The organism is Buchnera aphidicola (Tetraneura ulmi) (assembly GCF_964058925.1).
GTDB lineage: Bacteria > Pseudomonadota > Gammaproteobacteria > Enterobacterales > Enterobacteriaceae > Buchnera_D > Buchnera_D aphidicola_B.
In genome coordinates this window covers 64,335-87,336 of sequence record NZ_OZ060366.1, presented here as the reverse complement: position 1 = coordinate 87,336, position 23,002 = coordinate 64,335, and the positions used below count along the sequence as shown (strand labels likewise).

Genomic DNA, 23,002 nt, shown 5'->3' with positions numbered 1-23,002 from the left:
ACTCTGAAATTTCATAAATTTAATTTATTTTATAAAAAATTAAATAAATAAATTACAAATAATTTTTTTATAAATTAAAACTAAAGCTTTTAAATCAGAAATTGAAGTTCTTTCATTACATTGATGAATTGTTTTATTTATTAAACCTAATTCTACTATTTCACTATTCATATTTGAAAAAAATCTTCCATCTGAAGTACCTCCAGAAGTAGATACTTGTGTAGAAATTTTTTGAATCGAATTAATAGATTTTTCTACTATGGGAATTAATTTACAAGGTTTAGAATAAAAAGGATTAGAAAATTGTTTCCAATTTAACTTGTATTTAAGATTACTACTATCTAATAAAAACGATATAATTGACTTAATTTTACTTACTGTAGTCTTAGGATTAAATCGAACATTAAACTCAATTTTTAATTCACCAGGTATAACATTATTTGCATTAGTACTAGAATTAATTTTATATATCTGTAATTGTGTAGAGGGAAAAAATTCATTTTTATCCTTCCAATCATATTTAATTAAATTCTGCAATATTAATATTGATTTATGAATAGGATTATCAAATAAATGAGGATAAGCAATATGTCCTTGAACACCATAAATAATTAATTGAGCACTTAAAGAACCTCTTCTACCATTCTTTATAACATCACCTAAAATAAATTCACTTGTAGGTTCTCCTACCAAACAAAAATCAATTTTTTCTTTTCTTTGAATTAATTTTTCTACTATTTTAACGGTACCATCGGTTCCAGTAGATTCTTCATCTGAAGTAATTAAAAATGTTATCCTTCCTTTATAAAAAGGATATCTAAAAATAAAATCACGAACGGCTACTATCATGGCCGCAATAGATCCTTTCATATCAACTACTCCACGACCAAAAACATAATTATTGCTAATTCTTAAAGAAAACGGATTAGAATTCCAATTTTTTATATTCCCTGGTGGTACCACGTCAGTATGACCTAAAAAAGTGAAAGTTTTTCCTTTTCCATGTTCAGCCCATAAATTACTAGTTTTATTTATTAAAATTTTTTCTACTTTAAATCCTAACGAAACTAATATTTCTCCAATTATATTTTGACAACCCAAATCTAAGGGGCTTATTGAAGGAATTTCTACAAGTTTCTTAAGTAATTCGATTACTGATAATAAAATCATTAAAGAATCCTATAGTATATTTTTTTAACTTAAAATTTAAACTAAATAACATAAAAATTAGTTTCTTAAATTTTTAAAATATATTTTTAATTAAATATATAAAAAAGGGCTATAAAAGCCCTTGTTTAAAAAAAAAATTTAAATTGAAGACACTATATATAAATTATTAATTTTTTTCACAATATTTTCAACAGTGAAACCAAATTTAGAAAACAAACATTCAGCTGATCCAGATTCTCCAAATTTATCAATTCCAAAACAAATTCCATGTATTCCTATATATTTATACCAAAAATTACTTACCCCAGCTTCAATTACTACCCTTTGTACTACATTAGGTAATATTACAGATCGTTTATATTCTTCATCTTGATTGTCAAAAACATCACAACAAGGCATAGAAACCATCTGTACTGAAAATCCTAACTGTTCTAATTTTAAAAAAACTTTATATGATAATTCTACTTCAGAACCAGTTGCAATTAAAATTAAGTCAATCGTCTTTTTTTTTCTTGTTTTTGCTAAAATGTAACCACCACGAATTATGTCTTTTATTTTACTTTCATTTATAGAATGATTAGTTATATCCTGTCTAGACAATATTAATGCGGTAGGACCATCAGATCTATTCAAAGCATATTTCCATGCTATTGCTGTTTCTAAAGCCCCACAAGGCCTCCAAACACTTAAATTAGGAACAATTCTCAAACTAGTTATTTGTTCAATAGGCTGATGAGTTGGACCATCTTCTCCTAAACCAATAGAATCATGTGTATATATAAATATATGTTTAATCTTCATTAATGCTGCCATACGAACAGCATTTTTTGCATATTCTACAAAAATTAAAAATGTAGATGTATATGGAATAAATCCTCCATGATTAGAAATTCCATTTCCAATAGCAGTCATTCCAAATTCTCGTACTCCAAAATGTATATAATTTCCAGTAGAAAATTTCTTTATTGATTTAGAACCTGACCACATAGTTAAATTACTAGGAGATAAATCAGCAGATCCACCAAATAATTCTGGTAATAATGGACCTATTATTTCTAATGTATTTTGCGATGATTTTCTAGTAGCAACTTTTTCTGTATTAGACGTTGTAGAAATGATAAATTTATTAATAGAATTAATAAAATTGATAGGAATAATACCTTTCATACGACGAATATATTCATCGTATAAAAACGGATATTTTTTTTTATAAGAATTTATTAAATTATTCCAATCTTCTTCTAAACGAGCCCCTCTTTTTGTAGCATCCCATTTTTTATAAATATCATTAGATATTTCAAAAGAATTGGTGTTTTCCCAATTCAATTTTTTTCGTGTTAATTCTACTTCCAACGTTCCTAACGGAGAACCATGACAAATTTCTTTTCCTGATTTATTAGGAGACCCAAAACCAATTGTAGTATCACAAATGATAATAGAAGGTCTGTTTTTTTCAGATTTAGCTAAAACTATAGCATTAAAAATAGAATCTGAATTATGTCCATCTACAGAATCAACTACATGCCAATTATAAGCAGAAAATCTCTTTCTAGTATTATCAGTAAACCAAGAATCAACGTTTCCATCGATAGATATATTATTTCTATCATAAAAAACAATTAATTTCCCTAATTGTAATGTTCCAGCTAATGAACATACTTCATGAGAAATACCTTCCATCAAACAACCGTCACCAACAAATACCCAGGTATAATGATCAACTATATTAAATCCTTTTTTATTAAAATTAGCTGATAATGTACGTTCTGCAATAGCCATACCTACAGCTGCTGCTAATCCTTGACCTAATGGTCCAGTAGTAGTTTCTACTCCGATTGTTTGAAATGATTCAGGATGACCTGGTGTTTTTGAATCTAATTTCCTGAATTTTTTCAAATCTTCAATAGACAAATCATATCCTGTTAAATGTAATATACTATATAATAGTATAGATCCATGACCATTAGATAAAACAAATCTATCTCTATCAAACCATTTAGGATTGTTTGGATTGTGACGCAAAAAACATCTCCATAATACTTCAGCTATATCTGCCATCCCCATAGGAGCTCCTGGATGTCCTGATTTAGATTCTTCGATTGAATCAATACTTAATATACGAATAGCATTAGCTAATTCTCTTCTAGAAATCATATACACTCCATAAATCGATTGTAAATATTTAAATTTAATAAATGTTCTTTTTAAAAAAATACATCTACAAAAAATATTTTAATAAACTAAAAAAAATTAGAAATAATGATTTTCTCTAATTTTCTTTGATCTTCTGCAAACTGTCGAATTCCTTCAGATAATTTTTCAACAGCCATAGGATCTAAATTATGTTCCCATAAAAAATTAGATCTAGATAATTTTTTAGGACGAACCATGTTGACTTTACTATTTGAAAAAAGTTTTTTTTCAATTTTTTTTGAAGAATTAATTAATTTATCTAATAAAATTGGAGATATAGTTAGTTTATCACAACCAGATAACTCTAATATTTGTTCAATATTTCTAAAACTAGCCGCCATAATAATAGTTTTATAACCGTTTTCTTTATAATAATTAAAAATTTTAACTACCGAACGAACTCCTTCATCTTTTTTTGCATTATAAAATTCTAATTTAGTAGGATAATGAATATTATACCAATCACTAATTCTACCAACAAATGGAGAAATCAAAAAAACTCCAGATTCTGCACATGCCTTAGCTTGAGCAAAAGAAAATAATAAAGTTAAATTACATTTAATATTTAATTTTTCTAATTCTTCTGATGCTTTAATACCTTCCCAAGTTGCTGCTAACTTAATTAAAATTCTAGATTTATCTATATTTTCTTCTTCATACATCTCAATTATTCTTTTTGCTTCTTCAATACATTGCAATTTATTAAAAGAAAATTTTGCACTTATTTCTGTTGAAACATAACCAGGAATTTTTTTTAGTAGTTCTACACCAATTCCAATAGATAATTTTCTAATAATAAAATTTATTGTATTTTTTTCATCCATTCCTTTTCTTTTAGAATATATAATTGCTTTATTAATTATTTTTTTATATTGATTTAAATGCCAAGAATTTAAAATCAAAGAAGGGTTAGTTGTAACATCTTCTGGAAGAAACTTATCTATTAATGTAACATCTCCAGTATCGACGACAACAGTTGAAAAATTTTTTAAATAATTTAAACTATTCAATTTTAAACTCCATAAATAATTAAATTTATAATAAGAAAACTTAAAAAATTTTTAATAAAATTTTTAATAAAAAATATATTTAATTTTCTTCTAATCTTAAAAAATAAAAACAAATCATTAAAAATAAAATTTTTAAAGATAAAATCTTTATCACTATATTAAGTTTTTCTTTTCAAAATTAAACTAACACTTGTACCTCCAAAACCTAAACTATTAGACATAGCATAATTAATTCTAGTTTCTATCATCTTCTTCGAAATATTCATACCTTGAGCCAAAATATCCAATGAATCAATATTAATACTAGGAGCTATAAAATTATTTTTCATCATAACTAATGTATAAATAATTTCATGTACTCCAGATGCTCCTAAAGAATGTCCAGTCATAGATTTCGTTGCAGAAATTTTTGGAATATTATTTTTTTTAAATACATTTCTAATAGCATTCAATTCTATAATGTCACCTTTTTTAGTAGAAGTAGCATGAGGATTGATATAATCGATAGAAATTTCTTTTAAATTATCCAATGCCATATTCATGCAACTAGTTAAACTAAATTCAGAAGAAGACACCATATCATGACCATTAGAAGAAAAACCATAACCTATTACTTCCCCATAAATTACTGGAGCTTTACGATTTAAAGCATGATTTAGTTCTTCTAAAACTATTATTCCCGATCCTTCAGATAAAACAAATCCGTCTCTATTTTTATCAAAAACCCGAGATGCTTTATTTGGTATAGAATTATAGTTCTTAGATAAAATCCTCATTTTATCAAAACCAATCGCCGCTTCTTCAGTTAATTCCTCTGCTCCTCCTGCAAAAATTATATCTTGATAACCATTTTTAATTAATTGATAAGAATGACCAATACAATGAGCAGAAGTAGTACATGCAGAATTTATAGCATAACTAACTCCATATAGTTTTAAGATTACGGATAAAACAGCAGAAATTGAAGAAGGCATAGACTTTATTATTGAATAAGGATCTTTAAACTTTTCTATCTTTATAGTTTGATTCAAAAAATTTCTTACATTCATAACACCTAATCCAGAACCAATAATTATTCCAACTCTATTATTCCTTTCATAAATTTTAGGAGACAAACCAGAATTTTTTATAGCATTTTTTAATGCTACATACGCATATTCTGAAATTTTCGTCATAAATCTAAAATTTTTTCTTTCTATATGTTGTTTTTTAAATTTAATTTTTCCAGAAACATGACTATGTATTCCTAATTGTTTCATTTTTTTAGAAAAAAAAATTCCTGATTTTCCAATCTTTAAATTATTTAATATTTCTTTTTCATTATTCCCAATACAAGAAATAATTCCTATTCCTGTTATAACTACTCTTTTCACTATTTTTCCCTTGAAAAAATAAATAAAAATACTTTTATAAAATCTAAAAAAAGAAAAAAAATGATATAATCAACTATTATTTATTATAAATAATAATTATATCTTATATATAAAAATAAAATATCTAAAAATGAAAACAAAGACCAAATTTAATCTCAAAAATATCATTAATAAAAGTTGTTTATATATTGTTCCCACTCCAATAGGAAATCTTCTTGATATTACTAAAAGATCATTATTAATATTAGAACAAGTAAACATTATTGCAGCTGAAAATATTTTTCATACAATAATTTTACTAAAAAATTTTAATATTAAAAAAAAAAAAATTATTTCTTTTCACAAATATAATGAGGAAAAAAAAACAGATTATTTAGTTAAAAAATTATTATCAGGAGAAACAGTTGCATTAGTTTCTAATGCAGGAACACCAATTATTAATGATCCAGGATTTGTTTTAGTTAAAAAATGTCAAAAGAAAAAAATAAGGGTAATTCCATTACCTGGAGCTTGTTCAATTATTACTGCACTTGTAGGATCTGGATTACCTGCTAATAAATTTTCTTATGAAGGGTTTTTTCCAAAAAAAAAAAATATAAAAAAAATATTAAAAACTATAAAAAAAAATAATAGAACAACAATTTTTTTAGAATCTTCTCATAGAATTATTAATTCTATGAAACAAATTGTTAATGAATTAGGAGAAAATAAAAAAATAAGTATAGCAAAAGAAATAACAAAAGTTTGGGAATTATTTTATAAGTCTACAGCTATAAAAATACTAAAATTTCTTCAAAAAGAATCTAAAAATAAAAATGGTGAATTTATTATATTAATTAAAGGCAAAAAACAAAAAAAAAAACAAACAGAAACAAAAAGAATTCTTAATATATTAAATAAAGAACTACCATTAAAACAATCAATATTATTAACTTCAAAAATATGTCAAGAAAAAAAAAATCAAATATATAAAGAAGCAATAAAAAACATAAAAAATGACAAATATAAAAAAACTTGATATTATATAAGACGAGTGATTTCAATTAATCGGGTAGTCGCTATTTTATATTTATTGAAATAGAGGAAAGTCCGGACTCCATAGGGTAAGGTGCCAGGTAACACCTGGGAATTTTACGACTAGTGCCACAGAAAAAAAACCGCCAAATATTAATAAAATAAATTTGGTAAGGGTGAAAAGGTGTGGTAAGAGCACACCGCAAATTTAGAAATAAATTTTGGCAAGGTAAACTCCACCTGGAGCAAGGCTAAATAAAGATTTTTTAAGTATGACCCGTACTAAAAATCTGGGTAAGCCGCTTGAGATAATAAGTGATTATTAGACTAGATAAATGACTATCAAAAACAGAATCCGGCTTATAGATTACTTGACTTCACTTTTTTAAAAACTTCATTTTTAAAATTTAAAAAATATAATATATAAAAATTTATTTAAAAAAATATATTTATAAATTAAATACATATTTAAATTTTTTTATAAACCAGAAACTTGCATTTCTGAAATAAGAATTGAACCACATTGTATATTTTTCTTATGATTAATATCATTTCCAATATATAAAATATTTTTCCAAATATTGTTTAAATTTCCAGATATAGTAATTTCTTTAACTGGATATTTAATATCTCCATTTTCTATTAAAAAACCAAAAGCTCCTCTAGAATAATCTCCATTAATTAAATTTACCCCATCTCCCATCAATTCTGTAACTAATATACCAAAACTAACTTCAGATAACATTTCTTTAAATGTAATAAACGAACTTGTGTTTTCTGTAGTTACTATAAAATTATGAATACCTCCAGAATGCCCTGTAGTCTTTAAACCTAATCTTCGAGAGGAATAACAATCCAGTAACCAAGTTTTTAAAACCCCGGATTTTACAACTTCTAAAATATTTGTTTTAACACCTTCTTCATCAAAAGGTCTGGAAAAAAGCCCTTTTTTTAAATGTGGGTTATCGACTATATTTAACCAATTAGGAAAAACTAATTTATTCAATTTATTATATAAAAAACTATTATTTTTATAAATATTGACTCCAGTAATGCCTTGTGCAAAATGTGAAAATAAACTACTAGCTACATCAGAAGAGAATATTATACAAGTTTTCATAGTAGAAATTTTTTTTGCTCCTAATCTAGAAATAGCTTTTTTTGCTGCTTTATTTCCAATTTCAATAGGAGATTCTAAATCTCTAAAATCCCTTGCTATAGTATATGAATGTTCTCTTTCCATATTCTTATTATTGTTTTTATCAGATGCTAATACTCCAATAGAAATACTATGAACAGTGCTTTTATACGAATTGATTATTCCATAACTATTTCCAATAACACTAATATTTGTATTACTCGCAAATGAAGAACCTTCTGTGTTAATTATTCTTTTGTCTGAATTTAATGCAAAACTTTCAGCACTTTTTATAATTTCTATCGTATTTTCAATCCTTTTTTCATAAGGAAAAAATATTTCTAAATCATTTATACCATTAATTTCTAAAAATTTTTTGTCTGGTAATTTAAAATTAACATCTTTTCTTGTATACATAGAAAAATTAATTGCCTTTTTTATAATGTTTTCTATTTTAGGTAAAGAAAAATCATTCGAAGAAGAAAACCCCTTTCTATTATTATGAAATAATACAACAGAAAAATTTTTATTTTTTTGAAATTCAACATTTTCTAATTTTCCAAAACGAACACTTAAATTAATTCCAAAATTATAATTTGCTATAACCATAGCAGAAAATGGAAAAAATTTTTTTCTTATTAAATCTAAAAAAAATGAAACAAATTCTCTTAATTCTTTTTCAGTTTCTAAAATATCTTTATATTTTTCCATATTCCTTATCCATATTTAAATTAATAAATTAAACAAATATAAAAAACCTTCCTAACTATTTTAAAATCTGTTATAAATAATTCTCTCTATAAAAAAAATATTAATAAAAAAACTATTTTTTAATCATTATTAAAAATTTTAAAACTATATTTTATTCAATAAAAAAAAATAATCAATCATTATCAAATCATGGAAAAAAAAATGAATATAAAAAAAATTATATCTGGAAAAAATGTACCTGAAGACGTATATGCTATTATTGAAATACCAGCTAATTCTAGCCCTATAAAATATGAAATGAATAAAAATTACAATACTTTGTTCGTTGATAGATTTATAGCAAGCAACATGATTTATCCTTGTAATTACGGATACATAAATAATACATTATCTCTAGATGGAGATCCATTGGATATTCTTGTAGTAACTCCATATCCATTATTATCAAATTCAGTTATTCAATGTCGACCTATTGGTTTATTAAAAATGAAAGATGAATCTGGAGAAGATGAAAAAATAATTTCTGTTCCAGATAAAAAAATTTCAGAAGAATACAATTGTATAAATGATATAACAGATTTTCCTATATTATTAAAAAAACAAATAGAGCATTTCTTTGAAAATTATAAAAAATTAGAAAAAGGAAAATGGGTAAAAATAATATCTTGGGAAAATAAAAAAATTGCAAAAGAAGTAATTTTAAGATCAATTAAAAGAAAAGAAAAAAAATCTCTTAATTCTAAAAAAAAATCAAACAATTAAATTCATATATTTTAGAAATTAAAAAAAAATATATTAAAAAAAATAATATAAAATTTATAGAAATCTATTAAAATTTATTTCTTTAATAAAAAAGATAATAACTATATATAAACCAAAAAAAAATATATATAAATATTAAAAATTAAAAACTAATTCTAAAAAAATATGTCTTTATATAAAAAAAAATAGGTATAAAAATGTCAAAAATATGTAAAATTACATCTAAAAAACCTATGTTCGGGAACCGAAGATCACATGCAATGAATGCAAAAAAAAGAAAATTCTTTTTAAATTTACACAATCATAAATTTTGGGTACCTGAAAAAAAAAAATTCATTCAAATTAAAGTATCTACTAAAGGAATGCGAATAATTGATAAAAAAGGAATAACAAAAGCTCTTGAAAAAAATAAAAGAAGGATATAAAAAATGGCTAAAAGTTCAAGAGAAAAAATAAAATTAATTTCTTCATCCGGAAGTGGTCATTATTACACTACTACCAAAAACAAAAGAAACAATACAGAAAAACTAGAACTAAAAAAATATGATCCGTTCATAAGAAAACATGTAATTTATAAAGAATCTAAAATAAAAAGATAAAATTTTTAAAAAATTATTAAAAAAAGTTAAAATTAAAAAACTTAATCAATTACCAATTTCATTCTGATAGAACGTAAATTGGTAATTTTAATTTTAAACAATACAAACTTAATATTTTACTAAAAAATCTTATTACCAACATAATAATTCAGAAAAATATTTTTACTAAAAAAATTAAGTAAAATAACCATATGTTTCTAAAAATAAACGTTTAAAAAATAAAATGGAAATTGGTACTAAAGTATAAATAAGAAACATTCCTGCAAATAAAGTTATAGGAAAACCGACAGAAAAAATAGAAATTTGAGGGGAAATTCGATTTAAAATTGCTAAAATAACATTTAAAACTAACAAAGTTAAAAAAACTGGAAAAGAAAATCTTATTGCATTTAAAAAAACTACAGTTGAATAATTTACTAAAACTGAAAAAAAATAAGGTTTTATATATAAAACATTGCTAACTGGAAAATCATAAAAACTATTACATATAATAAAAATTATTGCTAAATGACCATTAAATTCAAGAAATAAAAAATATGTTAATAATTTCAAATAATGAGAAATTAAAGAAATACTATTTTTATTTCTAATATCAAAAAAATTTGAAAAAGATAATCCCATCTGAGAAGAAATTATTTCTCCTGCCATTTCTAACGAAGAAAAAGCCATCTTAATAACAAATCCAAAAATATACCCAAGTAAAATTTGTTCAATTAAAACTATAATAGCCGAAAAAAAAGACAAATTATCATCTTCCATTTTTGGTATGAATGGAAAAATTAAAAAACTAATTAAAAAAGATAAAACAATTTTTATTCGACTATTAACAATTGTTTCTCCAAAAACCGGAGCTACTGAAATAAATGCTAATATTCGAAAAAAAGGAAAAAATAAACTTTCTAAAAAATGCAATGATTCGATACTATTTAAAGTGAACATTGATGTGCTATGGTAGGTAAATTAATAAATAATGTGTTTATATAATTAATCATTAAGTGTAACATCCATGGACCAAAAATAAAAATAGATCCAATTACTGATATTAATTTTGGTATAAACGAAAGAGTTTGTTCATTTAATTGAGTTGATGCTTGAAAAATACTAACAAACAAACCAGTAACCAATGCTGATATCAGTGCTGGAGCTGATAAAAGCAATGAAGTTTTCATAGCTTGACGAAACATTGACATTACTAATTCAGGATTAGTCATAAACACCCCATTTATCATTCTATTATTTATAAAAATAAAAAAAGTCTAAAAATAGAAATAATAATAAATTTATTTTAAAAAAAAGTTAATTAAAATTTTTCTATCAAAATTTTTTTAAACCAATTTAAACAACATAAATAGATACAATTACTTAATATTTAATACTAATATTTTTAAAATTTAGTAAAAAAAACTATTTGCTAAAGAATTAATAAGTAAATGCCAACCGTCTACTAAGACAAATAACATGATTTTAAAAGGTAAAGAAATACTAGATGGAGGAACCATCATCATACCTAATGCCATTAATATACTAGAAACAACTAAATCAATTATCAAGAATGGAATAAAAATAGTAAATCCAATTTGAAATGCTGTTTTTAATTCACTTGTAATAAAAGAAGGTAACAAAATTTTAATTGGTATCATCTCTTTGTTAGAAAAATTAGAAGAAACATGAGATAATTTACAAAATAATTCTAAATCACTTCTACGAATTTGTTTTAACATAAACTTTTTAAATGGTTTAAAACCATTTTTAACTGCAGTAACAGAAGAAATTTTATTTTCACTGTATGGAATATAAGATTCTTTATAAACTTTTTCAAAGACAGGACTCATAATAAAAAAAGTTAAAAATAAAGATAAACCTAATAATATTTGATTCGATGGAGCGTAAGGAGTTCCAATAGCACTACGAAGAAATCCTAAAACAATAATAATTCTTGTAAAACTAGTCATCATCAACAAAATTGCAGGTATAAAAGTTAAAGATGTAAGAAATAATAAAGTTTCAATTGGAAATGACCAAATTTGTTCTCCATTCGATAAATTCTGAGTTATTATTCCTGGTATATTTGCATATGTTTTAGGGGATATTAAAATTAAAAATAATAATGGAACAATCTGATAAATCATCGTATCTATCCAAGATATTAAGTTGTTTTATTCTACTTTAATTTTAAAAAAATATTTTTTTAAAATTAAAGAATATAGTTATTTTATTTTATTTAATAAACTATTTATTAACTAATTTTTTTAGCTTAAATAAATTAATTTTTTTAAATAATTGTAAAAATAATCAAGTTTTATAAATCTTATATATTTAAGAATAAAATAAATAATAATAGTAATTTTATTACAATAAAAAATATTTGTAAAATAAAATTATTCATTTCAATTGGTTAATATTTTTTATTTTTTCTTGACTATAAATTATTCTAATTTATTAATCCTTTCTCTAGAAGAAATTATTTTAGTAATTCTCATACCATATTTGCTTTCTATAATTACAATTTCTCCTTCTGCAATTAAATAATCATTAATATAAATGTTCAATGGTTTATCTATTTTTTTATCCAATGGTAAAATTGAACCAATAGACAATTTTAAAAAATCTTTAATAGAAATTTTTTTATTTCCTAATTCTACAGAAAGTTTTATAGGTATTGAACCTACTAGGGTTAACCTGTTATTTATTGTATCAATATTATTCACAGTTTTTTTTTTAATTTTTAAACTTTGCCTACTATCATTATTGCTACTATCAATAATTGTATCTGAATAATTTTCTTCTTTTTTAGTTGAATTATTTTTATTAGAAATATGAGTATTAGTAAAACTTTTCTCATTTTTATTCATACAATTGTTCCTTAAAATTAAGAATTAATTTAACAATTTATTTTTTTTATAGAAACAGCATGTTTTCCTTTTAATAATCCATATTTTCCAGAAAATAAATATTTTCCAAAAGAATATCCTGTTACTGTTTCTGGATCTTCCAAAGGAATAATATCACCGACTTTTAACTTATCAATTTCAGAAATAGATAAGAAGATATCTTTAAATTTAACTTTTACATCAATTTTTATATCACTAAAATCGTTAACAAAAGAATTTTCATTTTGTTTCTGATTTTTTAGAACATTTAAGTTTTTATTTTTAATAATAGTATTCTTAATTTCATCTATTTTAGAAAGTAATATACCAATATTAAAGTTTAATTTTAACTTATTTATTTCTATTTCAAAAACTGAAACCATTAACTTAGTATTATTAGAATGAACTTGTTCTTTTTTCTTAATAAAATCATTTTTTAAACTTATAGCTCTATAATCTAATTTAAATTGTTTATTACAAGCTATACAATAAGATTGCATTGCTAATTCATATATTTTTTTTATTATTCTAAATTCGTTAGATGTAAATTTTCTTTTTTCAATTGTATTAAAAGGATAGTAACCATTGCCCCCAAATAATAAATCTATTATTACAATCAAGAATTCTGGAGAAAAACTAATAAACGCACAATCAAAACAAGAAAAAATTCTAGAAAAATTAAATTGTAAAAAATTATAGTTTTTTAAATAAAAATCAGAATAAAAAACAATTCTATTCTTTTTTAAACAAAAATTAACCTTATTCAATTCAAAATAATTACATAATTTTTTCTCGAAAACACTTATAAAAATACTAGAAATTATATCAAAGATACATATTTCACTATTTAAAATATAATTTTTTCTAACGTTTATAAAATTTTTATCATCACTAATATTAAAAAAATTAACACTCCTCTTTTTCATTAATTTTAAAATAGAAAAACTGTTAGAACTTGACTTTTCATTAATAGTATCGTCCATTGCATGTGCCTCATAGAACAATTATTGTTTAATATTTTTTTAAAATTTTAAATAACTTTTTTAAAAAATTATAAAACATTAATTTTTTTTTAAAAATTTAATACTTCAATTAAATTGAATTACTTAAAAAAAATAAAAATTAAATATAATTTTAATCTTTATTCAATAAAATATTTGAGAATTTATATTGCTTGATTAAATTAAAAGAATTTATTTTTTTTTTATAAAAATATTTATTTTCAAAACTTTTATAAAAATTATTTTGTAAATATTTTAAATTTTTATTTTTAATATCATTCTCTTTAAATTTATTAAAAAAATCTTTTTTTAAAACTTCTATTTCATCAAAAATTATTTTATTTTTTTTTAACCGTTTTTTTAAATCTGGTAAAAAAGATTTTAAAAATGAACACAAAACTGAATTAGTAGAAAAAAAGTTTAAAGAAATCTTCTTATTTTTTATACCAAATTCAACTAAAATATTTTCTAAATCACTAGAAGAAATTAAAAATTTCAATTTATTTTTTTTATTTTTTTTAAAACTATTTAATATTTTTTCTAAAAAAAATTTTTTCAATTCTTCTCTATTGTAAATAGAATCATTAAAAAAAATTACTGAAAGAAAATCATTTCTATTATATATTTTCTCAAAAAAAGAAAAAAAAATGGTTTTTTCATTAAGATTTATATTTTTTTCATCATTAAAATTTTTAAATTTTTGATCACAATCATATAAAAATGATAAACAATTATTTTTATCAAAAAAAAATATTTTTTCATTAAATTTTTTAAATATATTTGATGATAGTAACAAACTATCGTACATTTTATTATTAAAAAAAATATATTTATCATAATTACTGTTTTTAAAATTTTTTACTTGTCCTAAAAAAAATTCTGTATTTTTATTATTAATATTTAATTTTTTATAAAATTTATTTTTTATGTTTAAAAAAAAAATTGTTTTTATTTTTTAATACATCAAAACAACTACACATCCAATTATTTTTTTTTTTATAAAAATTTAAAATACCAATTTTATTGATTAAATTATTTTTATTTAATGAATCGTGTAAAAAATTTACTTTTAAAGTATCTGTAATTTTACTAGAAAAACAACAACTAATTTGATAAATAGAACTTGGAAAAATATTATTAGATTTAAAATATTTTTTCTTTTTTAAGTGATTATATATATTCTTAAATTTTTTATTTTTAGGATAAATCTCAAAAATAGAATTCAAACACTTATTTTCTTTAAAATTATTTATTTTATTATCTAAATTTTTAAGCAACATTGAATGTGTTATCCTTTATTTCAAACAAAAAAGAATCATTAATTCATCTAAAATTCTTTGATTTAAAAACATTTCTTTTGATTTTTCTTTTTTATAAAAAATATTATTTAAAAATTTATACATATTTATTTTTTTAAATTTTTTTTTACAAGAAACAATAATATTTTTTATTTCTTTTCCCTTATTTTTGATTTTTTTTTCTTTAATTAAAATATTTTTATTTAATAAATCTAAAAAAAAACTATAATTTTTCCATTCAATTTCATTTATTCCAATAGATTTTTTAAATTTAAAATTATTAATATATTCACTTTGATACTGTATTAATATTAATTTTTCTTTTTTTATAGTTTCTAAAATAATGTTTTTTTTTTTTAGTAAAAACATTATTTTTTTTAATTTTAATTTTTCTATATCTTCTATAATTGAATACAAATTCATTTTTTTTAACATGTATTGCCAACCTAAAATAAAACTCAAATTCACTAATTTTTAAATAAATTTTCTAATTCTTTAATCGAATTTAAAAAATTAAAACTAGTATTTATAGATTGTTGTAAAAAAAAATTCAATCTTTCATATTTATTAATAGACTCGTCAATAACTGAATCAGTCCCAGATACATATGCTCCTATATTTATTAATTCTTTATTTTTTTTATATATAGACATCAATTGTTTAAACTGTAGCATATAAGAATAATGTTTATTAGAAACTAATCCAGTCATAACACGACTTATAGAAGATTCAATATCTATAGCCGGGTAAATTCCTAACTTAGCTTGTTCTTTAGAAAGTACTAGATGTCCATCTAAAGTAGATTTAGATATATCTGAAATTGGATCATTTCCTTCGTCTTCTTCTGTTAATACTGTATATATAGCACTCATTGAACCTGATTCTAAAGATGAATTCCCTGCTCTTTCTAACAAATGTGATAATTTAGAAAAAACAGAAACAGGATAACCTTTTGAAACTGGTAATTCACCCATTGATAAAGCTATTTCTCGTAAAGACATTGCATAACGAGTTAAAGAATCAATAATCAACAAAACATTTTTTTTTTTATCATCTCTAAAATATTCAGCAATCCTAGTTGCATACATAGCACCCTGTATTCGAAGTAATGGTGATGAACCTGCTGGTTCTGCTACAATCACTGACTTAGAAATTCCAACGGGTCCCAAAACGTTATCTATAAATTCTTTAATTTCTCTACTTCTTTCTCCAATCAGGCCAATAACAACTACATCGGAAGAACAATATTTTGTAATCATGCCTAACAAAACACTTTTACCTATTCCAGAAGTAGAAAACAACCCAATTCGCTGTCCTAATCCAATAGTAAACAATGAATTTATTGATCTTATTCCAACGTCTAAAATACTGTTTATTGGTTTACGAAACATTGGATTAATTGTCGTATTAATAATACTATCCTGTAAATCAGGAACAAACTTTCCTAATCCATCAATAGTGTTACCTCTACTATCTAAAACCCTTCCTAACATATTTTCACCAATAGGAAACTGCTGTTCTAAAAAACTATTTTTTTCTTTAGACTCTGAAATTATTGGGAAAACACGATCTCCTGAACAAATTCCACTAATTGTACCATCTAACGGAATAACAAACATAACATTTTTTTTGAACCCTACTACTTCAAATATTTTTCTATAAAAATGTTTTTTTTTCTTATTTTGAATATAACAAAGAGAACCTATTGGTAAATTAATACCACTAACTAATAAAATTAATCCTTGAGTAGTTACTACTGAACCTGAATAAACAGTATCATTAACCTTATTCACTTGTCGTTCAAGAAAATTAATTGTGTCTATAAATATTTTTTTTCCTTTTATTATCATTAATATTAATCTCTAAAAATAATTAGTTGACAAAGTTCTTCCCATATAGTATTGATACAAGAATCAATTCTGCCTCCATTAGAAAAAAAAATTTTACAACCTCCTTTATCTACATCAATATTTCCAACTATTTTCCACTCATTAGTAGAAAAAATTTCCCTAAAATTATCTTCCACCAAAAGCTTATTATCAGGATGAATATGTAATTCTAACTTTTTAAAAATCATAAAATCTTTATTCAAATTTTCTTTAATTTTTGATATTAATTTCTTTTCAGTAACTAAAGAATTAGTCTCTCCAACTATTTTTTTTACTATTTTTAATACTAATCGAACTAATTTAAAAGACATTAATTTTTCTAATGATTCAAGTGAAAATTTAAAATCTTCTAAAAAAACTTCAACATTTTTAAAAAATTCTATTTTTTCTTTTTCAAAAATAGAAAATTTCTTTTCAAATAATAACTGTTTATTTAATTTTTCTACTTTAGATTCTTTCTTTCTTTTATTTATTAAAATCTCTTTTTTTTGACAAGAATTATTACTACTATTATTAACAACAATAATGTTATTATTAAAATTATTAGAATTCTTTTCAGAAGATGTTTTTACTATTTTTTTAGAATTATCAATAAAACTTTTATCTTTTCTATGAGATAACTTATTTTTTATTACTTTTTCTTTCATAGAAAAATCATTTGGATACCATTTTTTCCATTTTGTAGAAGACAATACGTATCTAGACATAAAATTATTCCAATGGTTCTATAGATATTTTTTTAACTCTTAATAAATTCTTGATTAAATTTACTACAAAATTTTTTTCTTTTTTAATCTCTATTTCAGAAAAAAAATTTTTTTTAGAATATTCCCTTTTGAAATTATTTATATCAATTTTATTCATATTTTTTAAAAATTTTTCTTGTATTTTACGATCAGAAATTTTTAAAATTTTAACTAATCTAGTTAAATCTAATTCCTTCATTAAAACTTTTAGATATAAATCTTTTAAATCAATAATATTTTCAAATTTAAATCCAAAGTAAATAATTTTTCTTACTGTCATTAAATCCAAAAATTTCATTTTTTTTAAAATATTTATTTTTTTTTCTTTTTCCATTAATCCTAATAATTTATTAGTAGTACGTATACCTATAACCTCCCCAAAAATTTCTCGTTTTCGTTTTAAAATTTCTTTCAATACTCTAGAAAACAAAATTTTAGTACATCTTTTAATAAATTTAATTTTTGAAATTTTTAAAATGATTTCTGTCCGTATAGAATCATTAAAAATATTTAAAGTCTCTAAAGCTAGAGTTTTATCTATATGAAAAAAAATCATAGCTATAATTTGCAAATGTTCATTTTTAATCAAACTAAACAATTCATTAGAAACAAGAAGATTCAACTCTTGCAAATAACTATCTATATTTCGAATTTCAGATTCTTCATTAAATAAAAGCTCAGTTTCTTGAAATCCAAAAATTTTTTCTAAATTTTTAAATAAATTTTTTCTAATAACATTAGAAATTGAATTTTTCTGTTTTAAAAAATCATAATCAAATTCTTTAAACACTAAATCGATATCTTCAGAAGTAATTTCTCTCATAGAAGATGCAACACCAACTAATTTTTTTATTTCAGTAGAACTCAAATATTTTAATACTTCAGATGAATTTTCTAAATCTATAGACATTAACAAAATAACACTTTTTTCTAAACCGTTTAGTATCATAATTTATCACCATTCATCCATTTTTTAATAATTGAAGCAGTGATTTTCGATTTTTTTTCTATTATTTTATTTAAAGAATCGTTAGATTTCTTGTTTTTTTCAGATTTAATATCTTTATCAATTGTTTTATTATTTTTAGAATTTTCTTTTCCTAACTTATTATTATCTTTCTCTAATTCATTATTCTCTTTGTTCTTTTTATTATCTTTTTCTAATTTTTTGTTTTCTATAGAATTATCTTTTTCTAATTTATTATTATCATCTACTGAAACAGATTCAGAATTATTTATAGAAGACAAAGAAATTTTTCTTTCTTTTCGATTTGTATTTTGATAACGAGAATGGTTTAATTTCTTCTTATATTTTAAAAATTTTAATTGATTTAACAGTATTAAAAATATTAAAAATGTAATAAAATATAAATATGTGTTACTGATTAAAATATTTTCTTTAGAATTATCTTTTAAAAAAGAATTCTTTACTATATTTATTTTTTTTTTGTTTTCCCTTTCATTTTCGTTATAAAAAAAAGATTTAGTAACATTAACGCAATCACCTCTTTCTTTAGAAAAACCAATTGTTCCACTTACAATACTTTTAATTTTATCTAAATAACTATCATTGACAAAAATTTTTTTCCCTTCTGTAGTTTTCAATATATGATTAACTACAACAGATACTGAAATTTTATTTATTCTACCAGAATTAATTTTAGTGTCTTTAGTAATATGACTTAATTCATAATTAATATTACTATTTTTTTTTGAAACATAATTTTTAAATTCTTTTGGTTCGGTTTCTGAAGAAATTTTATTTTTTTTATTAAAATGTTGTTCTTTTTTAAACGAATTTATCATTTCAGAATTATTTTTATATTTAACGTTTCCTTCTTCCGATCGAATAGATTTATCTCTGTTATAAAAATTAGGATAATATTTTTTTTCTGTAACTTTTTTTGGATCTAAATCAATATTAGCCATTACTTGGACACAAACATTATTTTTCCCTAGTATAGGGAATAACATAGATTCAATTTTTGATTTATAATTTTCTTCTACAAAATTTATATAATTGAATTGTTTATAATGTAAACCTAAATTGTTATTTTTCCTATTTAAAAATCGACCAAATTGATCTAATATAATGACATCTTTTTTAGATAAACCAGTGACGCTATTTGAAATAAAACGAACGATTGAATCTACTTGATGTGAACCCAATGTTTGACCTGAAAATAAAGTTAAAATAACAGAAGCAGAAGTTTTCTTTTCTTTATCTAAAAATATAGATTCTTTTGGAAGAGATAAATGAACTTTTACATCTTTTATTCCATGAATCAAAAGTATGCTCTTAGCTAATTCTTTTTCTAAAATTACTTGATTATTTTTTTCTTCGGAAAAAAAATTAATCATTCCAATTTTTTTTTCATTCGATAAATCAAATTCTGAATCTGAAATACTCTTAGAAAATCCATTCTCAGATAACAATAAACGAACTTCATATAGTTGTTTTTTTTGAACTAAAATACCATCATCGTTTTTAGAAATACGATATGGAATATGCATTTTCGTTAACTGAAGAACGATTTCTTCTTGATCTTTCTGAGATAATTTATCATATAATAACTGATAAGAATCTTCCTTCATCCATAAAAATAAAGAAAAAAAAACTGCTAATAAAAAAGATATTAATATCAGAACTAATTTCGAATTCATGTAAAAACGACTAAAAAAATTTTCAATAAATTTTTTTGAATTAAAATTATTTGTTTTACTAACGTTCATGAAATCTTCCTATTTTATACGTAAACTTTTAATATTATTCAAGAAAAAAAATATATCCGGAAAATTATTTTCATAACATTTTTACAAAAAAAAATTATTTTTAACTAAATTAATTTTTAAGAATAAATCATAAATAATATTGATTTTAAAAAATACTTTAATATATTATATATTAATAAAAAATCTATAAATAAATTTATGAGGAAGTTATGTTTATTGAAGGTCTAAAAATGATCGAAAACACAAGTCCAAATTTTAACAAATCTTCTACTTTTTCAAACAAATTTAATTCTGAATTTAAAAAAAATATTTTTTCACAGGATGAGAATAATTCTTTTAATCAAAAATCTTTATTTGAAAAAAGAGACAACGTTTCTCTGCATAATTTAATGATTGACTTACAAAAATCATCCCTATCCATACAACTAGCAGTACAAATTAGAAACAAATTAGTGTCAGCTTATAAAGAAATTATGAATATGCCTGTTTAATAAAAAATTATGTTCACTACTTAATTTAATAATTGTGTAGTGAACATTAAAAAAAATTGGAGCAGAGCGGATTCGAACCGCTAATCTTTTGCATGCCATGCAAACGCTTTTCCAAAATAAGCTACAACCCCTATTAAAAAATCTTTATACATTTACAAATATATAGTTAAAAACACTAAATATGTCAATTTAAAATTTTAAAATCATTTTTTTATACAAAAAAAATAAAAATTATTACAAAAAATTAAATTTCTATAAAAGTCACTTGATTTTGAAAATTTTTATAAAATTTTTAATTCTAAAAAGACATTTTTCTTTTCCAAAAAGATATAGTATATCTTTAATACTTGGAGTATGTTTTTTTCCAGTCAAAGATAATCTAATTATTTTCCCAACTTCACTAAACGAAATTTCTAATTCAAGCAAACAAGATTTAAGCAATTGAGATAATTTTTCTATTTTCCAATCTTCAATAAAATTTATTTTATTTAAAATAAATTTTAAAATACAAATATCTTTAGCAGTTATATTTCTTTTGACTTCTAAATGATCAATAACTAATTTATCTTCATAAAAAAAACGAGAAGATTCAACCATATCTAATAAAGTTGAACATCTAATTTTCATTAATTCGAATACATCTTTTATATTTGGACCATTATTAATACCAATCTTTTTTTCTAAATAAAAATTTCTTAACTTATTAATTATTTTAGATTTTGGTAAAATATTCATATAACATCGATTAATCCATAATAATTTCTTTTTATCAAATAAACTAGATGACTTAGTTATTTTTTTTAAAGAAAATAATTTTTTCATTTCTTCAATCGTGAATATTTCTTGATTTCCATGAGACCATCCTAATCTTAATAAATAATTAATCATAGCTTCTGGAAAAAATCCTAGTTTTTTATATTCTAAAACATTAAAAGTTCTATCTTTATCTCTTTTAGAAATTTTTTTTCCATTATTATTTAATATTGTTGATAAATGAGCATAAATAGGTATTTTTTTTCCTAATGAATTTAAAATATTAATTTGTCTAACCGTATTGTTAATATGTTCTTCCCCTCTAATAACGTGAGTGATTTTCATATCATAATCATCAATTACTACTGAAAAATTATATGTTGGAAGACCATTGGATCTTTGAATCACCAAATCATCTAGTTCGTTATTTAAAAATTCAATCTTCCCTCTTACTTGATCTAAAAAAACAACTTTACCTATTTTTGGATTACGAAATCTAACCGCATATAAACGATCCGAATGATAATAACCTTCAGATATATTTCTACATTTTTCATCATATTTCGGTTTTTTACCTAATAAAATTTGTTTTTTTCTTAATTTTAATAACCTATTGGTTGAACAATAACATTTATAAGCAGTATTATTTTTTAACATTGACTGTATTATATGATTATAACGAACTAATCGACTACTTTGAAAATAAGGACCTTCATCCCAATTTAAATTCAACCACTTTAAACCTTTAAGAATAGAATCATTATAAATAATTTTAGACCTATTAATATCAGTATCTTCTATTCGAAGTAAAAATTTTCCATTATATCGTTTAGAAAATAACCAAGAATATAGTGCAGTTCTTGCTCCTCCTATATGAAAAACTCCTGTAGGACTTGGAGAAAAACGAGTTTTAACTTTCATTTTTATTGTTCCAACTATTAAATTAAAAATATTTTGAAATAAAAAATATTTATTTTTAAAACTTTAACTAAAATTAAAACATATTTTAAAATTTTAAAAAAAAAGATTGACTACTTCTTTGTAATCCTTAAAATAGAAGGTTCTAGTAGTACAGGGTGATTAGCTCAGATGGTAGAGCGCCTCCTTTACACGGAGGATGTCGGCGGTTCAATTCCGTCATCGCCCAATAAAAAATAAAATCAGGGTTGTTAGCTCAGTCGGTAGAGCAGTTGACTTTTAATCAATTGGTCGCAGGTTCGAATCCTGCACAGCCCAACTAAATTCTAAAAA

Annotated in this window: 23 protein-coding genes, 3 tRNA genes and 1 other RNA gene; 8 read left to right on the top strand and 19 right to left on the bottom strand. The window is 22.1% G+C overall.

Annotation, left to right across the window (positions count from 1 at the left end; all coding sequences use genetic code 11):
• Nucleotides 1-39 precede the first annotated feature (39 nt).
• The 4 genes from dapE to AB4W66_RS00410 form a co-directional block, all read right to left on the bottom strand.
• Entirely contained in the window at nucleotides 40-1,170 is a 1,131-nt protein-coding gene (dapE, locus tag AB4W66_RS00425) for a succinyl-diaminopimelate desuccinylase (protein ID WP_367674933.1), read from the bottom strand.
• A gap of 138 nt (nucleotides 1,171-1,308) precedes the next feature.
• Nucleotides 1,309-3,324, bottom strand: coding sequence for a transketolase (gene tkt, locus AB4W66_RS00420; protein ID WP_367674932.1), 2,016 nt, complete (start codon nucleotides 3,322-3,324; stop codon nucleotides 1,309-1,311).
• An 86-nt stretch (nucleotides 3,325-3,410) separates the two neighbouring features.
• Entirely contained in the window at nucleotides 3,411-4,373 is a 963-nt protein-coding gene (gene tal, locus AB4W66_RS00415) for a transaldolase (protein WP_367674931.1), read from the bottom strand.
• 158 nt (nucleotides 4,374-4,531) lie between these two features.
• Nucleotides 4,532-5,746, bottom strand: coding sequence for a beta-ketoacyl synthase N-terminal-like domain-containing protein (locus tag AB4W66_RS00410; protein ID WP_367674930.1), 1,215 nt, complete (start codon nucleotides 5,744-5,746; stop codon nucleotides 4,532-4,534).
• A 130-nt stretch (nucleotides 5,747-5,876) separates the two neighbouring features.
• On the opposite strand from AB4W66_RS00410, the gene rsmI reads away from it, so the two are divergent.
• Nucleotides 5,877-6,764 (top strand): 16S rRNA (cytidine(1402)-2'-O)-methyltransferase, encoded by an 888-nt coding sequence (gene rsmI / locus AB4W66_RS00405; RefSeq protein ID WP_367674929.1) that lies wholly within the window; start codon nucleotides 5,877-5,879, stop codon nucleotides 6,762-6,764.
• Nucleotides 6,765-6,785: 21 nt separating this feature from the next.
• Nucleotides 6,786-7,139: RNase P RNA component class A (rnpB, locus tag AB4W66_RS00400), an RNA gene on the top strand.
• Nucleotides 7,140-7,238: 99 nt separating this feature from the next.
• Here rnpB and pmbA read toward each other — a convergent pair.
• Nucleotides 7,239-8,609, bottom strand: a complete 1,371-nt coding sequence (pmbA, locus tag AB4W66_RS00395; protein WP_367674928.1) for a metalloprotease PmbA — start codon at nucleotides 8,607-8,609, stop codon at nucleotides 7,239-7,241.
• Between the two features lie 201 nt (nucleotides 8,610-8,810).
• Between pmbA and ppa the strand changes: the two genes are divergently transcribed.
• The 3 genes from ppa (at nucleotide 8,811) to rpmG (ending at nucleotide 9,970) form a co-directional block, all read left to right on the top strand.
• Nucleotides 8,811-9,371 carry an inorganic diphosphatase gene (gene ppa, locus AB4W66_RS00390; protein WP_367674927.1) on the top strand — a complete coding sequence of 187 codons (561 nt, stop codon included), beginning with the start codon at nucleotides 8,811-8,813 and terminating at the stop codon, nucleotides 9,369-9,371.
• A 197-nt stretch (nucleotides 9,372-9,568) separates the two neighbouring features.
• Entirely contained in the window at nucleotides 9,569-9,796 is a 228-nt protein-coding gene (rpmB, locus tag AB4W66_RS00385; protein WP_367674926.1) for a 50S ribosomal protein L28, read from the top strand.
• Between the two features lie 3 nt (nucleotides 9,797-9,799).
• Nucleotides 9,800-9,970, top strand: coding sequence for a 50S ribosomal protein L33 (rpmG, locus tag AB4W66_RS00380; RefSeq protein ID WP_367674925.1), 171 nt, complete (start codon nucleotides 9,800-9,802; stop codon nucleotides 9,968-9,970).
• 174 nt (nucleotides 9,971-10,144) lie between these two features.
• Here the strand turns inward: rpmG and fliR are convergent, their stop codons facing one another.
• The 12 genes from fliR to fliF form a co-directional block, all read right to left on the bottom strand.
• Complete coding sequence (gene fliR, locus AB4W66_RS00375; RefSeq protein ID WP_367674924.1) at nucleotides 10,145-10,909, bottom strand: flagellar biosynthetic protein FliR; 765 nt, start codon at nucleotides 10,907-10,909, stop codon at nucleotides 10,145-10,147.
• The gene (gene fliQ / locus AB4W66_RS00370; protein ID WP_367674923.1) at nucleotides 10,897-11,181 is read right to left on the bottom strand and encodes a flagellar biosynthesis protein FliQ; all 285 of its coding nucleotides are present in this window, start codon (nucleotides 11,179-11,181) and stop codon (nucleotides 10,897-10,899) included. The genes fliR and fliQ overlap by 13 nt, the downstream gene beginning before the upstream one ends.
• A 180-nt stretch (nucleotides 11,182-11,361) precedes the next feature.
• The gene (fliP, locus tag AB4W66_RS00365; RefSeq protein WP_367674922.1) at nucleotides 11,362-12,099 is read right to left on the bottom strand and encodes a flagellar type III secretion system pore protein FliP; all 738 of its coding nucleotides are present in this window, start codon (nucleotides 12,097-12,099) and stop codon (nucleotides 11,362-11,364) included.
• Between the two features lie 297 nt (nucleotides 12,100-12,396).
• Nucleotides 12,397-12,822: a flagellar motor switch protein FliN gene (gene fliN, locus AB4W66_RS00360; RefSeq protein WP_367674921.1), complete on the bottom strand. Its 426-nt coding sequence runs from the start codon at nucleotides 12,820-12,822 to the stop codon at nucleotides 12,397-12,399.
• Between the two features lie 29 nt (nucleotides 12,823-12,851).
• Nucleotides 12,852-13,823, bottom strand: coding sequence for a FliM/FliN family flagellar motor switch protein (locus AB4W66_RS00355; protein WP_367674920.1), 972 nt, complete (start codon nucleotides 13,821-13,823; stop codon nucleotides 12,852-12,854).
• A gap of 151 nt (nucleotides 13,824-13,974) precedes the next feature.
• On the bottom strand, nucleotides 13,975-14,649 hold the full coding sequence (locus AB4W66_RS00350; RefSeq protein ID WP_367674919.1) for a hypothetical protein: 675 nt from the start codon (nucleotides 14,647-14,649) through the stop codon (nucleotides 13,975-13,977).
• A 109-nt stretch (nucleotides 14,650-14,758) separates the two neighbouring features.
• Nucleotides 14,759-15,121, bottom strand: coding sequence for a hypothetical protein (locus AB4W66_RS00345; protein ID WP_367674918.1), 363 nt, complete (start codon nucleotides 15,119-15,121; stop codon nucleotides 14,759-14,761).
• 15 nt (nucleotides 15,122-15,136) lie between these two features.
• The gene (locus AB4W66_RS00340) at nucleotides 15,137-15,574 is read right to left on the bottom strand and encodes a hypothetical protein (RefSeq protein WP_367674917.1); all 438 of its coding nucleotides are present in this window, start codon (nucleotides 15,572-15,574) and stop codon (nucleotides 15,137-15,139) included.
• A 32-nt stretch (nucleotides 15,575-15,606) separates the two neighbouring features.
• Nucleotides 15,607-16,989, bottom strand: a complete 1,383-nt coding sequence (locus tag AB4W66_RS00335) for a FliI/YscN family ATPase (RefSeq protein WP_367674916.1) — start codon at nucleotides 16,987-16,989, stop codon at nucleotides 15,607-15,609.
• 5 nt (nucleotides 16,990-16,994) lie between these two features.
• Nucleotides 16,995-17,735: a FliH/SctL family protein gene (locus AB4W66_RS00330; RefSeq protein WP_367674915.1), complete on the bottom strand. Its 741-nt coding sequence runs from the start codon at nucleotides 17,733-17,735 to the stop codon at nucleotides 16,995-16,997.
• A 4-nt stretch (nucleotides 17,736-17,739) separates the two neighbouring features.
• Complete coding sequence (locus AB4W66_RS00325; protein ID WP_367674914.1) at nucleotides 17,740-18,723, bottom strand: FliG C-terminal domain-containing protein; 984 nt, start codon at nucleotides 18,721-18,723, stop codon at nucleotides 17,740-17,742.
• Complete coding sequence (gene fliF, locus AB4W66_RS00320; protein WP_367674913.1) at nucleotides 18,720-20,507, bottom strand: flagellar basal-body MS-ring/collar protein FliF; 1,788 nt, start codon at nucleotides 20,505-20,507, stop codon at nucleotides 18,720-18,722. The genes AB4W66_RS00325 and fliF overlap by 4 nt, the downstream gene beginning before the upstream one ends.
• Before the next feature lie 209 nt (nucleotides 20,508-20,716).
• Here fliF and AB4W66_RS00315 point away from each other — a divergent pair, with 209 nt between their 5' ends.
• Nucleotides 20,717-20,998 carry a flagellar hook-basal body complex protein FliE gene (locus AB4W66_RS00315; RefSeq protein ID WP_367674912.1) on the top strand — a complete coding sequence of 94 codons (282 nt, stop codon included), beginning with the start codon at nucleotides 20,717-20,719 and terminating at the stop codon, nucleotides 20,996-20,998.
• A 57-nt stretch (nucleotides 20,999-21,055) separates the two neighbouring features.
• Here AB4W66_RS00315 and AB4W66_RS00310 read toward each other — a convergent pair.
• A tRNA-Ala gene (locus AB4W66_RS00310) sits at nucleotides 21,056-21,129 on the bottom strand.
• Nucleotides 21,130-21,259: 130 nt separating this feature from the next.
• Nucleotides 21,260-22,672: a glutamate--tRNA ligase gene (gene gltX / locus AB4W66_RS00305; RefSeq protein WP_367674911.1), complete on the bottom strand. Its 1,413-nt coding sequence runs from the start codon at nucleotides 22,670-22,672 to the stop codon at nucleotides 21,260-21,262.
• 153 nt (nucleotides 22,673-22,825) lie between these two features.
• On the opposite strand from gltX, the gene AB4W66_RS00300 reads away from it, so the two are divergent.
• Nucleotides 22,826-22,898: transfer RNA gene (locus tag AB4W66_RS00300), tRNA-Val, on the top strand.
• Between the two features lie 16 nt (nucleotides 22,899-22,914).
• A tRNA-Lys gene (locus tag AB4W66_RS00295) sits at nucleotides 22,915-22,987 on the top strand.
• The last annotated feature ends 15 nt before the right edge of the window (nucleotides 22,988-23,002 follow it).

Excerpts from the sequence above, each read along its gene's own strand:
- dapE (WP_367674933.1), bottom strand. The coding sequence starts at position 1,170 with ATGATTTTATTATCAGTAATCGAATTACTTAAGAAACTTGTAGAAATT.
- tkt (WP_367674932.1), bottom strand. The coding sequence starts at position 3,324 with ATGATTTCTAGAAGAGAATTAGCTAATGCTATTCGTATATTAAGTATT.
- rsmI (WP_367674929.1), top strand. The coding sequence starts at position 5,877 with ATGAAAACAAAGACCAAATTTAATCTCAAAAATATCATTAATAAAAGT.
- pmbA (WP_367674928.1), bottom strand. The coding sequence starts at position 8,609 with ATGGAAAAATATAAAGATATTTTAGAAACTGAAAAAGAATTAAGAGAA.
- ppa (WP_367674927.1), top strand. The coding sequence starts at position 8,811 with ATGAATATAAAAAAAATTATATCTGGAAAAAATGTACCTGAAGACGTA.
- rpmB (WP_367674926.1), top strand. The coding sequence starts at position 9,569 with ATGTCAAAAATATGTAAAATTACATCTAAAAAACCTATGTTCGGGAAC.
- rpmG (WP_367674925.1), top strand. The coding sequence starts at position 9,800 with ATGGCTAAAAGTTCAAGAGAAAAAATAAAATTAATTTCTTCATCCGGA.
- fliR (WP_367674924.1), bottom strand. The coding sequence starts at position 10,909 with ATGTTCACTTTAAATAGTATCGAATCATTGCATTTTTTAGAAAGTTTA.
- fliQ (WP_367674923.1), bottom strand. The coding sequence starts at position 11,181 with ATGACTAATCCTGAATTAGTAATGTCAATGTTTCGTCAAGCTATGAAA.
- fliP (WP_367674922.1), bottom strand. The coding sequence starts at position 12,099 with ATGATTTATCAGATTGTTCCATTATTATTTTTAATTTTAATATCCCCT.
- fliN (WP_367674921.1), bottom strand. The coding sequence starts at position 12,822 with ATGAATAAAAATGAGAAAAGTTTTACTAATACTCATATTTCTAATAAA.
- AB4W66_RS00355 (WP_367674920.1), bottom strand. The coding sequence starts at position 13,823 with ATGGACGATACTATTAATGAAAAGTCAAGTTCTAACAGTTTTTCTATT.
- AB4W66_RS00350 (WP_367674919.1), bottom strand. The coding sequence starts at position 14,649 with ATGTACGATAGTTTGTTACTATCATCAAATATATTTAAAAAATTTAAT.
- AB4W66_RS00345 (WP_367674918.1), bottom strand. The coding sequence starts at position 15,121 with ATGTTGCTTAAAAATTTAGATAATAAAATAAATAATTTTAAAGAAAAT.
- AB4W66_RS00340 (WP_367674917.1), bottom strand. The coding sequence starts at position 15,574 with ATGTTAAAAAAAATGAATTTGTATTCAATTATAGAAGATATAGAAAAA.
- AB4W66_RS00335 (WP_367674916.1), bottom strand. The coding sequence starts at position 16,989 with ATGATAATAAAAGGAAAAAAAATATTTATAGACACAATTAATTTTCTT.
- AB4W66_RS00330 (WP_367674915.1), bottom strand. The coding sequence starts at position 17,735 with ATGTCTAGATACGTATTGTCTTCTACAAAATGGAAAAAATGGTATCCA.
- AB4W66_RS00325 (WP_367674914.1), bottom strand. The coding sequence starts at position 18,723 with ATGATACTAAACGGTTTAGAAAAAAGTGTTATTTTGTTAATGTCTATA.
- fliF (WP_367674913.1), bottom strand. The coding sequence starts at position 20,507 with ATGAACGTTAGTAAAACAAATAATTTTAATTCAAAAAAATTTATTGAA.
- AB4W66_RS00315 (WP_367674912.1), top strand. The coding sequence starts at position 20,717 with ATGTTTATTGAAGGTCTAAAAATGATCGAAAACACAAGTCCAAATTTT.
- gltX (WP_367674911.1), bottom strand. The coding sequence starts at position 22,672 with ATGAAAGTTAAAACTCGTTTTTCTCCAAGTCCTACAGGAGTTTTTCAT.